The 13,370-nt window shown below is 68.8% G+C and carries 15 protein-coding genes; 6 read left to right on the forward strand and 9 right to left on the reverse strand.

The annotated features are described in order from the left end of the window. The first annotated feature begins 75 nt into the window (after positions 1 to 75). Both ACZ5CM_RS10145 and ACZ5CM_RS10150 read left to right on the forward strand, forming a co-directional pair. Entirely contained in the window at positions 76 to 495 is a 420-nt protein-coding gene (locus ACZ5CM_RS10145; protein ID WP_464638288.1) for an Hsp20/alpha crystallin family protein, read from the forward strand. A 92-nt stretch (positions 496 to 587) separates the two neighbouring features. Then, complete coding sequence (locus tag ACZ5CM_RS10150; protein WP_464638291.1) at positions 588 to 1,055, forward strand: SpoIIAA family protein; 468 nt, start codon at positions 588 to 590, stop codon at positions 1,053 to 1,055. A gap of 3 nt (positions 1,056 to 1,058) precedes the next feature. On the opposite strand, the gene ACZ5CM_RS10155 is transcribed toward ACZ5CM_RS10150, so the two are convergent. From ACZ5CM_RS10155 to ACZ5CM_RS10180, 6 genes are all read right to left on the reverse strand, one after another. Further along, positions 1,059 to 2,171, reverse strand: a complete 1,113-nt coding sequence (locus ACZ5CM_RS10155) for a TFIIB-type zinc ribbon-containing protein (RefSeq protein WP_464638294.1) — start codon at positions 2,169 to 2,171, stop codon at positions 1,059 to 1,061. 47 nt (positions 2,172 to 2,218) lie between these two features. Further along, on the reverse strand, positions 2,219 to 3,364 hold the full coding sequence (locus tag ACZ5CM_RS10160) for an SPFH domain-containing protein (protein WP_464638297.1): 1,146 nt from the start codon (positions 3,362 to 3,364) through the stop codon (positions 2,219 to 2,221). A gap of 38 nt (positions 3,365 to 3,402) precedes the next feature. Then, entirely contained in the window at positions 3,403 to 4,335 is a 933-nt protein-coding gene (locus tag ACZ5CM_RS10165) for a DUF2927 domain-containing protein (protein ID WP_464638299.1), read from the reverse strand. 7 nt (positions 4,336 to 4,342) lie between these two features. Beyond that, complete coding sequence (locus ACZ5CM_RS10170) at positions 4,343 to 5,533, reverse strand: toxic anion resistance protein (RefSeq protein WP_464638302.1); 1,191 nt, start codon at positions 5,531 to 5,533, stop codon at positions 4,343 to 4,345. Positions 5,534 to 5,565: 32 nt separating this feature from the next. Then, on the reverse strand, positions 5,566 to 6,483 hold the full coding sequence (locus ACZ5CM_RS10175) for a 5-bromo-4-chloroindolyl phosphate hydrolysis family protein (RefSeq protein WP_464638305.1): 918 nt from the start codon (positions 6,481 to 6,483) through the stop codon (positions 5,566 to 5,568). Positions 6,484 to 6,658: 175 nt separating this feature from the next. Further along, a complete protein-coding gene (locus ACZ5CM_RS10180) occupies positions 6,659 to 7,501 on the reverse strand; it encodes a pseudouridine synthase (protein ID WP_464638308.1) in 843 nt (280 codons plus the stop codon). A 74-nt stretch (positions 7,502 to 7,575) separates the two neighbouring features. On the opposite strand from ACZ5CM_RS10180, the gene ACZ5CM_RS10185 reads away from it, so the two are divergent. Further along, entirely contained in the window at positions 7,576 to 8,028 is a 453-nt protein-coding gene (locus ACZ5CM_RS10185; RefSeq protein WP_464638311.1) for a nucleoside deaminase, read from the forward strand. 127 nt (positions 8,029 to 8,155) lie between these two features. Here the strand turns inward: ACZ5CM_RS10185 and aroB are convergent, their stop codons facing one another. Together aroB and ACZ5CM_RS10195 are read right to left on the reverse strand one after the other, a co-directional pair. Continuing rightward, the gene (gene aroB, locus ACZ5CM_RS10190) at positions 8,156 to 9,268 is read right to left on the reverse strand and encodes a 3-dehydroquinate synthase (protein WP_464642571.1); all 1,113 of its coding nucleotides are present in this window, start codon (positions 9,266 to 9,268) and stop codon (positions 8,156 to 8,158) included. After that, entirely contained in the window at positions 9,268 to 9,858 is a 591-nt protein-coding gene (locus tag ACZ5CM_RS10195; protein ID WP_464638314.1) for a shikimate kinase, read from the reverse strand. The genes aroB and ACZ5CM_RS10195 overlap by 1 nt, the downstream gene beginning before the upstream one ends. Before the next feature lie 80 nt (positions 9,859 to 9,938). On the opposite strand from ACZ5CM_RS10195, the gene ACZ5CM_RS10200 reads away from it, so the two are divergent. Genes ACZ5CM_RS10200 through ACZ5CM_RS10210 form a run of 3 tightly spaced genes read left to right on the forward strand, consistent with a single transcriptional unit; the run spans position 9,939 to position 12,585 of the window. After that, positions 9,939 to 10,088 carry a hypothetical protein gene (locus ACZ5CM_RS10200; RefSeq protein ID WP_464638317.1) on the forward strand — a complete coding sequence of 50 codons (150 nt, stop codon included), beginning with the start codon at positions 9,939 to 9,941 and terminating at the stop codon, positions 10,086 to 10,088. Beyond that, positions 10,078 to 11,613, forward strand: a complete 1,536-nt coding sequence (locus ACZ5CM_RS10205) for a hypothetical protein (RefSeq protein WP_464638320.1) — start codon at positions 10,078 to 10,080, stop codon at positions 11,611 to 11,613. The genes ACZ5CM_RS10200 and ACZ5CM_RS10205 overlap by 11 nt, the downstream gene beginning before the upstream one ends. Before the next feature lie 3 nt (positions 11,614 to 11,616). Then, entirely contained in the window at positions 11,617 to 12,585 is a 969-nt protein-coding gene (locus ACZ5CM_RS10210; protein WP_464638323.1) for a site-specific tyrosine recombinase XerD, read from the forward strand. Here the strand turns inward: ACZ5CM_RS10210 and ACZ5CM_RS10215 are convergent. Then, positions 12,534 to 13,340 carry a metallophosphoesterase family protein gene (locus ACZ5CM_RS10215; protein WP_464638325.1) on the reverse strand — a complete coding sequence of 269 codons (807 nt, stop codon included), beginning with the start codon at positions 13,338 to 13,340 and terminating at the stop codon, positions 12,534 to 12,536. The two genes, ACZ5CM_RS10210 and ACZ5CM_RS10215, sit on opposite strands and share 52 nt — an antisense overlap. Between the last annotated feature and the right edge of the window lie 30 nt (positions 13,341 to 13,370).

Consider the following 13,370-nt stretch of genomic DNA (forward strand, 5'->3'; position numbering starts at 1 on the left):
ACCTTGCTCTAAATCAATGTGAGACTCCGCAATTTGCGGCATAGTTTTGCCGAGACGGAAACAGGAGGACAGACCATGGTTGAGAAAACCGACAACGGGTCGCTCTGGCCCTCGCTTTACGATCCGTTCCGCGCCTTCACCTCGCGGCTGGCCGAATGGCTCAGCCCGGCCTCCGAGGCATCGGGCAATGACGACGCCTATGAAATCAGCATCGAACTTCCCGGCGTGTCGGAAGACGACATCGAACTGACCGTGGAAAATGGCATCGTTACCGTCCGGGGCGAAAAGAAGACCGAGGTCGAACGCAAGGGCGATACCTGGTATTTCAGCGAGCGCCAGTATGGCGCTTTCCGGCGTTCGTTCCGCCTGCCCGAAGACGCCGAAGGCGACAAGGCCGAGGCGCGGATGAAGGATGGCGTGCTGCACATCACTGTGCCACGCAAGAGCCGCGAAGCCGTGGAGCAGGCGAAGAAGATCGCGATCAAGCGCGGCTGAAGCCCTTGCATGATGCCGGCAGGCGGCCAGGCCGCCTTCCGGCGATTCGGGCCGGTCGCCGCCGGGGCCCGGCATAAGGAAAGGAGACGCGCATGACCGAACGGAAAGAAGGGCATTTCGAGTTCCTCGAAGGCTTCCCCAGAGACGTCGTGGCCTTTGCGGCAAAGGGCTTCATCGACGCGGAAGACTATGAAAAGACCCTGATCCCCGAGATCGAGGCGCGGATCCGGCAGGAGGGGAAGGTCAAGCTTCTCTACGTGCTGGGCCCCGAATTCGAGGGGTTCAGCGCCGGTGCGGCCTGGGATGACGCGCGGCTGGGGCTGACCCATATCGGGGATTTCCCGCGCATCGCGGTGATCTCGGACCGCGAATGGATCCGCGCGGCCACTCGGATGTTCGCGCCCCTCGTCGCCTCGGAGGTCGAAGCCTTCAGCATGGACCAGATGGAGGCGGCAAAGGCGTGGATCATCGCGAACCGGCCCCCGGACGAGGAAGGACCGGAGGTGGCGGCCGATTACACGATCCCGCCGCTGGAGGACAAGATCCCGCCGGTCGGCTGAGGCTCAGCCGTTCTGCGCGACGACATATCCCGCGATGCCGGCCAGGATCAGCCCGGCAAGGACCGCAAGGGTGATCTTGACGACCGACCAGGGCCTTTCCCCCTGGACGCGGCCCGAGCGGCCATTCACCATGAACCGGTAGGTTCGCCCGCGATAGCGGTAGGCGGCCAGCCACACGGGCAGCAGGATGTGCTTGAAGGTGACGGCCGAGACGGTGGTGTCGATGCGGTGGATGCGTTGGCTGTCGCCGCCGATGTCGAAGCGCACGTCGCGGGCGATGACCCGGTCCATCCAGGCGCGGGCCTGCTCGAAGCCTTCTTCGAGATCGACCGTGTAGGCCTCGGCCCGAAAGCCGGCCAGGTATTGCGGCTGATAGGGCTCCAGCGCGGAAAGGTCCCAGGGCTCCAGTCCGTCGGTGTCGCCTTTGGGCAGGCTGCGCGAGGCCAGCACCAGCACGTCGTCGAAAAACCGCGCGACGCGGCCCGAGACGGGGCGCCAGCGGATCTTCGCCACCTGCTGGCGCTCGGGGCGGCCCTTGCGCATGACGGTGCGGGTTTCGTAGTAGATCGTGCCCCGCTCACCCCGGTAGGTGGAGGTGGTGTCGGCGTCGAAGGTCCAGAAGGGCACGTAGATGCCCTGCATCTTCCGCCCCTTGCGGGCATATTGCTTCAGCCCGTTCGGCGCGAACCACAGCCGCCCCAGCCAGTCGGTCATGGCCTTGTGCGCGGCGCGTTCGTCAAGGGCAAAGGGCAGCACGCCACGCGGCTTGATCTGCCGGTGTGCGCCGGTGTCGGTCACCACCGGCGTGGCGCAGAACGGGCACAGGGCGGCGTGGATGTCGGGGTCGAATTCGAACACAGCGGCGCAGTTGGGGCAGGTGACGACCCGCTTTTCCTCGCTGTCGGCATCCGGCAGGAGCCGTTCCAGCGTCGCGTGAAAATCCATCTCGCGCAGGGCGCCGCCCTGCCAGGGCCCGCGCCCTTCGATCGGTTTCCTGTCACCGCAGAAATCGCAGACCAGCATCGCGGAAACCGGGTCGAAGCGGTAGTCGGCGCCGCACTTGTCGCAGGGGAAGCGGTGCTCCTCCACGGCCGATGCGCTTGCGGGGGTGGACATGGCGGGGGCCTCCGGCGGGAGTATTTCTGGCAAGAGGAAGAGGCGGATCAGGCGGCAGGCGGCGGGGGCGGCGGCAGCACGGTGAAGAGGCGGGCCAGCTCGTCGATGTCACCGGCCCGTTTCCAGCCGTCCTGACCGGGGGTCCAGACATGGGTTTGCCGGGTGAGTTCGCCGCCTTGCGCCATGCGTCCGAGACGGGCCAGCGAGAAGGGGCCACGGGTCTGGCCGTTCTCGGCGATGTGCCAGACCCTTTCCACGGGCGGCGGCGGGGGGGGTGGTGCCTGAACGGGGGCTCGGGCGGGGGCCTCGGCCGGCGTCTGGAGGGGGGCGGCCCCCCAGGGGCCGGAGCGCATCATCTGGCCGGCCATCGCCATGCCCATCCCTGCGCCCAGCCCGGCCGCCATGCCGCCGCCCGCGGGGTTGGTGGCCGCGGCGGTCATGGCCTCGGCCGCGGAATACTGGGTGAACCGGCCCAGATCGCCCGCCAGCCCCATCGAGGTACGCTTGTCCAGCGCCTCTTCCACGGCCGGGGGCAGCGAGATGTTCTCGATGTAGAGTTCGGGCATGCTCAGCCCGTAGCTTTCCAGCGTCGGGGCGATTTCGGTGGCGACCAGCCGGCCCAGATCGGCGGTATTGGCGGCCATGTCCAGAACCGGGATGCCCGAGGCGGCGATCACCCGCGAAAACTCCTGCACGATGATGTTGCGGATCTGGAAGCTGATCTCGTCCATGGTGAATTCGCCGTCGGTGCCGACGATCTCGACCAGAAAGCGGGCCGGGTCGGAGACGCGGATGGTATAGCTGCCATAGGCGCGGATGCGCACCGGGCCGAATTCCGGGTCGCGGCAGATGATCGGGTTGCGGGTGCCCCATTTGAGGTTGTTGAAACGGGTGGTGTTGACGAAGTAGATCTCGGACTTGAAGGGCGAGCGGAAGCCGTGGTCCCAGTTCTGCAGCTTCGTCAGCACCGGCATGTTGTTGGTTTCCAGCATATACAGGCCGGGGGTGAAGACGTCGGCCAGCTGGCCTTCGTGAACGAAGACGGCAGCCTGGCCTTCGCGCACGGTCAGCTTGGCGCCATACTTGATTTCGTGGCCTTCGCGTTCGAACCGCCAGACCATGGTGTCGCGGGTATCGTCCACCCAGTGGATGACGTCGATGAATTCGCCGGTGAGAAAGTCGAATATGCCCATGGAACCGGTCCTTTCCGTTCAGTGTCGGGGCGCGCGGGTCATGACCGCTCTCCCATCAGTTCCCGCGCGATGATCCGGGCAAGGGGACGGGCCTCGGACACGGTCATGCCCGGCTTCAGGCGCGGATCGTACAGCATTTTCAGCAGCATTTCGTCATGCGTGGTCAGCAGCGCGAATTCGTCGTCGTCGTTGAAGATCGACGGCCGCGCCTGGGGGCTGTCATTGGGCAGCCCCAGCCCCTGCGCGATTTCCTCGTGAATGCAGGAAAGGCGCACGAGGTCCGGATGCTCGGCACGGATCAGGGCGACGGCATGGGTATAGGTATTCGGATTGCTGTGATCCGAGACCGCCACGACGAAACAGTAGAAGGATCGCGGCAGGTCGCGGAACAGCGCGAGTTCGGAGTCCCTGATATCCGGCACCAGCGATTTCAGCCGGGCCTGCACGAAGTCGCGATCGTCCTCGCCGGCCACGAAGACGTGGAAATTGGCGGCGCTGTCGCTTACCGCGATCGGGTGGCCGGTAATCCGGCCCAGCCGTGCGGCATAGTTGCGGATGTTCCTTTCGTCCTTTTCGCGCTGGGCCAGCGGCACCGAGGGGCCGAATTCGATGCCGATGCGAACCGGGCGTTCCCAGCGGCTCAGCGCGCCGCCCTTGCGGGGCGAGCGGGAATATTCGTCATAGAAGGCGATCCGCTCGAAATCGCGCAGCAGCGTGTCGGCATCGAAGGGCGTATCCGGCCCGCCGCCGTCGGTGCGCAGCAGCCCCTTTGCCAGCAGATCGTTCTGGATCGCGCGGTAATAGCGTTCCAGGTCGCGGCTGGCCGCCGAGCGCGGCGTCACCCTGTCGGGCGTCGTGCGCGGGGTATCGGGAACGGTGCGCGCGGTGGGCGCGAGCGGCGCGCAGGCCGACAGCACCAGCCCGGCAAACGCCATCGCCCCCCACACGCCCGGACCGCCTGCGCCCCGCATCGTTCGCTCAGCCCGGCACCGAGGCCGCGCCACCATCCCCTGCCCCCTCCTTGCGCGCCTTCGCCGCCGCCAGGGCATCGCGCAGCTCGGCCTCCATCTTCCTCAGTTCCGCTTCGGCTGCCGCGCGGCGCGCCTTGCCTTCGTCGGCAATCTTCAGGCTGTCCTCGATGGTGCCGATCAGTTCGGCATTGGCCCTGGCTATCGCCTCGATGTCGAAGACGCCGCGTTCTGTTTCTTCGCGGATCATCCGGTTGGACTGGCGCAGGTTCTCGGCATTCGCCGTGAGCAGTTCGTTGGTCAGGTCCGTGGCCTCGCGCACGGCGGCCGCGGCCTCGGCGCTGCGCTGGATCGTCACCGCCTGGGCAAGCTGGGTTTCCCACAGCGGCACCGTGTTCACCAGGGTCGAGTTGATCCGGGTCACCAGCGACTTGTCGTTTTCCTGCACCAGCCGGATCGAGGGCAGCGACTGCATCGTCACCTGCCGGGTCAGCTTCAGGTCGTGCACCCGGCGTTCCAGATCGTCGCGGGCAGCCCGCAGGTCGCGCAGCTGCTGGGCCTTCATCACCTGTTCGTCTCCGGGCGCGGCATCGACCGCCGCCGCCAGTTCGGGGATGTCGCGGCTGTCGAGTTCGGCCAGCTTTTCCTCGCCCGCAGCGATGTAGAGGCCCAGCTCGTCATAGAAGCGCAGCGTGCGCTCGTAGAGCATGTCCAGCGCCTTGATGTCCTTCATCAGCCTGTGTTCATGCTCGAGAAGATTGTCGGTGATCCGGTCGATCTGGGCCTGCACCTCCTCGTAGCGGGCCATGAACTTCGCCACCGGCGCGGCGCGGCCCAGCAGCCTTTCCCACCAGCTGCGTTCGCGCCGCACGTCAAGTTCGGATACCGAAAACCCCCGGATCGTGGTCACGATCTCGCGCAGGCTGTCGCCGGCCGGACCCACGTCCTTGTTGCGCACGTCCTGCAGCATCGCCTGGCTGATCTCCTGCAGCTCGGCCTGCGCCGCCGATCCGAAACGGACGATCGAATTGCTGTCGCTCAGGTCGATTTCATCCATGCGCCGGCGGATTTCCGCGCGCAAGCGTTCGTCCGCCTCTTCCATCGGCACCACCTCGGGGGCGGGGTCGGGCAGGATGGCGGATGAGAGCGCCTCGACCTCGGCCAGCGTCTCTTCGGCCTTCTTGCGGATATTCTCGGACATGGGTTTCCCCCTCTTTCCCTGCAGGGCGCGGCTCAGTCGGCGCGCACGCCCTCGCGCTGCAGCCTTTCGCGCAGCACTTCTATTTCGATGGTCAGGTCGCTGCGGTCGTCAAGCAGCATCTTGCGGGTGCGCGCGGCAAAATTCTGCTCCAGATCGTCCAGCAGGGCCAGGTAGTCGGCGCGCACCTGCGCGTCGCGGCTGCGCGCGAAGATGTCGGCAAAGCGAGCGGTGGCGTCGCGCGCGCCCTTCAGATAGACGGTCATGTAGCGCCGCGCCTGGGTCAGATCGCGCGGATCTTCCTCGACCGTGCGGAAAAGTTCGCGCGCGGTGCGCTGGAACTGCTCGACACGGTCCTCCAGCGCGCGGTCGCCGGCGCGGCGGATGGCCTCGGTCATGGCGCGAAGATGGGCCTCGCCTTCGTCCACCACCCGCGCCACGCGGTCGCGCTGGAAGCTGTCGATGCCCTCCATCCCCTTGTCGCGCAACGGGTCGGGGCCGAAGGCCACGACATGAAGACCGGCAGCGATGAAGCCATAGAGAATCGGAGCCACCATGCCCGGCTCGCTCCACCAGGCGGCCAGGCCGGCGCCGATCCCGGTGAGAATGCTGGCCGCGATCTTGCGCGGAAAGGCCGGGCGGCGGGCCACCTTGCGAGCGTGATAGGCGGCTTCGGCCCGAAGCCCCTCGCGCAGCAGCCAGGTTGCCGACCACAGCACCGCTGCCGCGGCCAGAGCCAGCGCCAGCCGCGCCGCCCCGCCCGAAAGCGACATGAACACCATCGGGATGGGCGGAATGAACAGCAGGTTTGCCCGCGCGCCCACCGGATCGACACGCGCCCCGTCATAGGGCCCCGGTCCGGCATCGCCCGCCCCGTCCACCGCCGGGCTGTCAGCGGCCGGGTCGTCCTGCGAAGGGCGCGGGCTGAATTTTCCGCCGAACCGACGCGCCATGCCCCTCACAGCCCCCCGAGCCAGCCGGTGGTCAGCCCGAACAGCAAAACCACCAGCGCCGCGTAGGCGATCTTCTGCACAAGGTTCGGAGCCATGCCTCCCCCGTTCTCCAACTTTCCGGAAAACCTAGGCGATCAGGGCCCCGCTTGCCAGAGGGAACCGTGGCGCCGGCCGCTCAGCCGCGGCCTTTTCCCGCCGCGCGCGAGCGCGCCCCATCGCCAACGCCACGCCGCGCACGCGGCTGCCGGCGCGGTTTGGACGCCCCGGCAGTTTCGCCGCCCTCCCCGACCGCCATGCCAAGCTGGTCACGCAGCACCCTCCGCCGTACCTCCTCCACCGCGCCCGGCTTCAGATTGCCCAGCTGGAACGGCCCGTACGAGACGCGGATCAGGCGGTTCACCGCAAAGCCGAGGGATTCCAGCGCGCGGCGGATCTCGCGGTTTTTCCCCTCGCGCAGGCCGATGGTCAGCCACGCATTCGCCCCCTGCTGGCGATCCAGCACCACCTGCATCGGCTGGAACCTTTCGCCCTCAAGCACGATCCCCGCCCGCAGCGGGTCGAAATCCGCGTCCCGCGGCCGCCCCCTGATCCGCACCCGATAGCGGCGCAGCCAGCCGGTCGAGGGCAACTCCAGCCGCCGTTTCAATGCTCCGTCATTGGTGAGCAGCAGCAACCCTTCGGAGCTGATATCCAGCCGCCCCACGCTCATCACCCGCGGCATGTCGGCGGGCAGATCGTCGTATATGGTCGGCCGGCCCTTCTCGTCCCGGGTCGTGGTCACCCGCCCCGGGGGCTTGTGATACAGCCACAGCCGGGGCGGTTCGGGCGCGGCCAGCGGCTTGCCGTCAACGGCGATGCGGTCCGAGGGCGCGACGTTCAGCGCCGGGCTGTCGATCCGGCGACCGTTCACCGCCACGCGGCCGGCGGCGATCATCCGCTCGGCCTCGCGGCGCGAGGCCACGCCGGCGCGCGAGAGAACCTTGGCGATGCGTTCGCCGGGATCGGGAGGCTTGCTCATGCCCCGCCCTTAGCCCATTCCATGCTCTTGCGAAAGGAGATTGCACGGGACGAGCGCACGGGGCAGGTTGGGGCATGGCGTTCAGATCATGGATGAACCAGGCGCTGATCGAGGCCCGCGCCGCCGGAGAACGCGGCGAGGTGCCGGTGGGCGCGGTGATCGTCTCGCCGCGCGGCCAGGTGATCGCCGCCGCCGGCAACCGCACGCGCGAACTGAAAGACCCCACCGCCCATGCCGAGATGCTGGCCATCCGCGCCGCCTGTGCCGCCATCGGATCCGAGCGCCTGACCGACCACGCGCTCTACGTCACGCTCGAGCCCTGCGCCATGTGCGCGGGGGCCATCGCCGCCGCCCGCATTGCCCGCCTCTACTACGCCGCCGCCGACCCCAAATCGGGCGGTGTCGCGCATGGGCCGCGAGTATTCTCCCACCCGCAAACCCACCACAGGCCCGAGATCTTCGACGGAATCGGCGCCGCCGAGGCCGAAGCCCTCCTGCGGCACTTCTTCCGCGACCGCCGCCCCTGACGCCGCGCCCCACGGGGTCCCCTTCCAGCCACCAAATGTCTTTTTCTGGCCTGCAAGTATCCCGGGGGTGAATTGGCCCGTCAGGGCCAAGAGGGGGCAGAGCCCCCAACCCGTTCAACCGGCCAATTCAATGATCTGCAAGCGCATCTTCAAGCAGCGCACGAACCGCCCCCTCCGGCACGTCCGAGGTCACGAAGGCCCGGCCGATGCCCCGCGCAAGGACGAATCGCAGCTGCCCGTCCACCACCTTCTTGTCCTGCGCCATGAGATCCACAAGCGCCGCCGCATCCGGCAGATCCCCCGGAATGTCGGCCAGATCCACCTTCATCCCCATTTCCCGCAGATGCGCGCGCACCCGCCCCGGCTCTTCCTGGCTGCACAGGCCCAGCCGGGCCGAAAGCTCGAAGGCCAGCGCACAGCCGATCGCCACGCCTTCACCATGCAGCAGCCGGTCGGAATAGCCGGTCGCCGCCTCCAGCGCGTGGCAGAAGGTGTGCCCCAGATTGAGCAGCGCCCGATCGCCCTGTTCGGTTTCGTCCCGCGCCACGATCTCGGCCTTCATCCGCACCGAGCGCGCCACCGCCTCGACCCGGGCGGCCATGTCCCCGCGCGCCAGCGCGGCCCCGTGCCGTTCCAGCCAGGCAAAGAAATCCGCATCCCCCAGCAGCCCGTATTTCACCACCTCGCCATAACCGGCCAAGAAATCGCGCGCCGGCAGCGTGTCCAGAACCGCCGTGTCGGCCAGCACCAGCGACGGCTGGTGAAAGGCGCCGATCAGGTTCTTGCCATGGACCGAGTTGATCCCGGTCTTGCCCCCCACCGAGCTGTCCACCTGGGCCAGCAGGGTCGTGGGGATCTGCACGAAACGCACCCCGCGCCTCAGAATGGCGGCGGCAAATCCCGCCAGGTCCCCGATCACCCCGCCACCCAACGCCACCACGATGTCGCGCCGCTCCACCCGGCATTCCAGCAGCCACTCCACCGCCCGCTGCAACTGGGGCCAGCCCTTGGTCGCCTCGCCCGCCGGCAGCGCCAGCGCCTGCATCTGCACGCCGGCCCGCGCCAGCCCCTCGCCCAGGGCCTCCAGATGCAGCCCCGCCACGGTTTCGTCCGTCAGAACCGCCACGCGCGGACGCGCCAGATATGGCGCCATCCTCTCGCCCGCCTCGGCCAGCAGGCCGGGACCGATCTCCACCGTGTAGGCGCGCGCGCCCAGCTCCACATCCACGCTTGTCCGCATCATTCCCGTTCCAGCACGCCGGGCCGCATGGCCAGCGCGGCCAGCACCCGGTCAACCATCTCCTCGATCGAAACACTGTCGTCCGAGATTACTTCCAGATCCGCCTGCGCATAGATCGGCACCCGCGCGCGGTAAAGCGCGCGCAACGTCGCGCGGGGATCGGGCGTGCGCAGAAGCGGCCGCGTATCCTTGCGCCGGACCCGGGCCCACAGCACCTCCAGATCCGCATTCAGCCACACCGACACCCCCCGCTGCGAGATCATCCGCCGGTTCCCGGGCAGCAGGAAGGCCCCCCCTCCGGTGGACAGCACGCAGGGGCCGCCATCCAGAAGCCGCCCGATCACCTGGGACTCCTTGCGGCGAAAGAAGGCCTCGCCATCGCGGTCGAAGATCTCGGCCACGCTCATGTTGGCGGCCAGTTCGATTTCGTGATCGCTGTCCCTGAACGGCACCCCCAGCCGTGCGGCCAGCGCCCGGCCGACCGCCGTCTTGCCCGCCCCCATCATGCCGACCATGACCACGGTCCTGAGCAGCCTGCCCGACGCCCGAGAGGCAGCCCCTTGCGACGATTCCCGCTCTTTTTCGCTCATGATTCCGTGAATGACGTGATCTTGACGAAAAGGCCATATATAAACAGCCGCAAAAGGCAGCGAACGAGGCAGGGAACCCCATGCGACGACTGGTCAAGCTTCTGCTCTATCTTCTGGTTCTGTCGGGCATCGCGCTGGTCGCCTATGCCTATGTGGGCCCGTGGTTCGGCGCCGATTTCGCCCCCCCGATGGACGAGATCCGGGTTCCGGTGACGCTGGATGCGGACTGAAACGGCACTGATCGCCTTTCTGGCCCTAGCGCCCCCGGCCGCGGCACAGGCGCCGCTTTCCGCCATCGACTGGCTGAACCGGCCGCCACCACGGACCCTGCCGGGCACCGTGCTGATGGAGCCGCCGGTCAGCGACTCGGCCCGGATGCCGGCCATCGAGATCACGCCGCTGGAAAAGCTGGCGCCGCCGCTGGGGCTGGTAGGGGCGGCGGTGACCGGCCTGCCGGTGGATCTGTGGATCGGCTCCGACCCGGCGGTTCTGGCGCGCCTGATCGCCGATGCCCCGGTCGAATACAGCCCGGCGATGCAGAAGCTGCTTTATACGCTGCTGCTTTCGGAATCGCGCCCGCCCCCGGCCGCGGAGCAGGCCGAAACGCTGCTGCTGGCCCGGCTCGACCGGCTGATGGAGCTGGGCGCCGTCGATCCCGCGCAGGCGCTGGTGCAACTGGCCGGACCGACCGAAACCGCCGACCGCTTCCGCCGCTGGTTCGACGCCACCCTGCTGACCGGCGACGAATACCGCAGCTGCGCGGCACTGACCGCCGCGCCCTGGCTGGCCCCCGATTATGCCGCCACCATCTTCTGCCACATGCGCCGCGGCGACTGGCAGACCGCGGCGCTGACGCTGGAGGCGGTCCACGCGCTGGAGCTGCTGCCCGCGGACCGGCTGGCGCTGCTCGACCGGTTCGTGAGCCCCGAAATCTTCGAAGGCGCCCCGCCGCTGCCCGCGCCCGCCGATCCCGACCCGTTGACCTTCCGCCTGTTCGAGGCGATCGGGGAAAGGCTGCCCACCGCCCCGCTGCCGCGCCTCTTCGCCACCGCCGACCTGCGCGACGTGGCCGGGTGGAAGGCCCAGATCGAGGCCGCCGAGCGGCTGACCCGCACCGGGGCCATCGGCCCCAACCTGCTGCTGGGGCTTTACACCGAACGCAGGCCCGCGGCCTCGGGCGGGGTGTGGGAGCGGGTCGCGGCGATCCAGGACCTCGATGCCGCGCTGACGGATGGTGACGCGCGCGCCGTGGCCACCACCCTGCCCGCCGCCTGGGCCGCCATGCGCGAAGCCCGGCTCGAAACCGCCTTTGCCGAGATGTTCGGCGAACGCCTTGCCGATCTGCAGGCCACCTCCGCCCCTGTCGCAGCGCTGATCTGGCGCATCCGCCTGTTGTCCTCGGGCTATTCGGAGGCGGCGCAGACGCCGCCCGCCGACGCCGACGCCGACCCCCAGACGCGTTTCCTTGCCGCTCTGGCCAGAGGCAGGCCCGGATTGGCACAGCCCCCCACGCCGCGCGCCCGCGCCATCGCCGCGGGCTTCGGCCCCGACGCCGTCCCGCCTGCCCGCCTTGCCGACCGGATCGGCACCGCCCGCCTGGGAGAGGCGCTGCTGGAAGCCATCGCGCTTTTCGACAGCGGTCGCCAGGGCAATCCGGCGGACCTGACCGCCGCGCTGGCCTTTTTCCGCGCCGCCGGGCTGGAGGACACGGCGATCCGCGCCGCCCTGCAACTGATGTTGCTGGAAGACAGGTAGGACATGACCGCGCCGGCCCATCCGCATCACTGGATTTCGGCCTTTCTCGAGGCACAGGCAGCCGAGGCCGGGGCCGCCACCAACACGCTGCTGGCCTATGGCCGCGACCTGAAGGACTTTGCCGCCTGGATGGAGCGCCGAAACACCAGCTTCGCCGAGGTGGACCGCGACCGCATCGAGGCCTACCTGATCGACTGCGATGCGCAGGGCCTGGCCCGCGCCACTCGTGCCCGGCGCCTGTCGGCCATCCGCCAGATCTTCCGCTTTGCCTTTGACGAAGGCTGGCGCGCCGACAACCCGGCGATCCGGATTGGCGGACCGGGGCGGGACAGGCGCCTGCCGAAGACGCTGGAGGTGGCCGAGGTGGATCGGCTGCTGGACGCCGCCCGCAGCACCGGGCGCGGCACGCCTGAGCGGCTGCGCAATACCTGCCTGATGGAGCTTCTCTATGCCACCGGCATGCGGGTGAGCGAACTGGTCTCGCTGCCGGTGGCAGCGGCGCGGGGGGATCCGCGCATGCTGCTGGTGCGCGGCAAGGGCGGAAAGGAGCGCCTGGTGCCGCTGTCGCCGCCTGCGCGCTCGGCACTGGCGGCATGGATCGAGGCCCGCGACGCGGCCCGAACCGAAGGCGGCCGCAAGGGCGCGGCCCCCTCGCCCTTCCTGTTTCCATCGCGCTCGCGCGCGGGGCACCTGACCCGGCACCGGTTCTACCTGCTCATCAAGGAAATCGCCGTGCGCGCCGGGATCAGCCCCGCGAAGGTCACGCCGCACACGCTGAGGCATGCCTTCGCCACCCACCTGCTGGCCAACGGCGCCGACCTGCGGTCGATCCAGACCCTGCTGGGCCATGCCGACCTGTCCACCACCGAAATCTACACCCATGTGCTGGAGCACCGGCTGGCCGAGCTGGTGCTGAAACATCACCCGCTGGCCCGCAAAGGCGGGGGCAGCACGTCCTCGGAGGGCCAGTAGCCGCTGCGCAGGGTGTCGTGATAGCCCTGCACCAGCCCCGCCCGCACCATCGCCGCGCGTTCGGGGCCCGGGTCATAGTCCAGCCGCAGGATCCGCACCCGCCCCCCTTCCAGCAGCGCAAAGCGCGTCTGCGGCGCGCCGTCGTTGGGCGGCAGGCCGATCGCCCCGGCATTGATCCACGTCCCCTCCTCGCCATGGCGCGTAAAGGCAATTCCGCAATGCCCGGCGATAATTGCATCCACCGGCCCGGCAATTTCCGCAAAGGCGGCGAACTCCTCCGCGAAAGCCGCCGCATCGTCCACCGGCCAGAGAAAGCGGGCGATATCCGTGACCCCGCCATGGACCACCCCGTAGCGCCGGCCATGATGGCGAAACACCATCAGATCGGGCAGGCCGCCCATCCAGCGCCGCGCCGTATCGTCGAGGCAAGCGTCGGCATGGGCGAACCACCCGGCCGAGAGCCGGTCGCAGGTGCTGCCCTCTTCGAACCCGCAGCCGCAATCGGCCGCCCCCACGGCCAGCTGGCGTTCGCAGTTGCCGGCCAGCACCGGGCAGCCCAGGGCGCGGATGCGGGCCACGCATTCGGCGGGCCGGGCGCAATAGGCCACCACGTCGCCGGTGCAGATCATGCGCGCCGGAGGGATGCCGCGGGCGGCGGCCAGGGCGATCAGCGCCTCCAGCGCCAAAAGGTTCGAATAGGGCCCGCCGAACAGCAGGACCGGGCCGGGAAGCTGCCCCAGATCGACAACGCGCATCTTCATCCCCCTTGATCGGCGCCGCCGCGC

The organism is Piezobacter thermophilus, assembly GCF_055386745.1.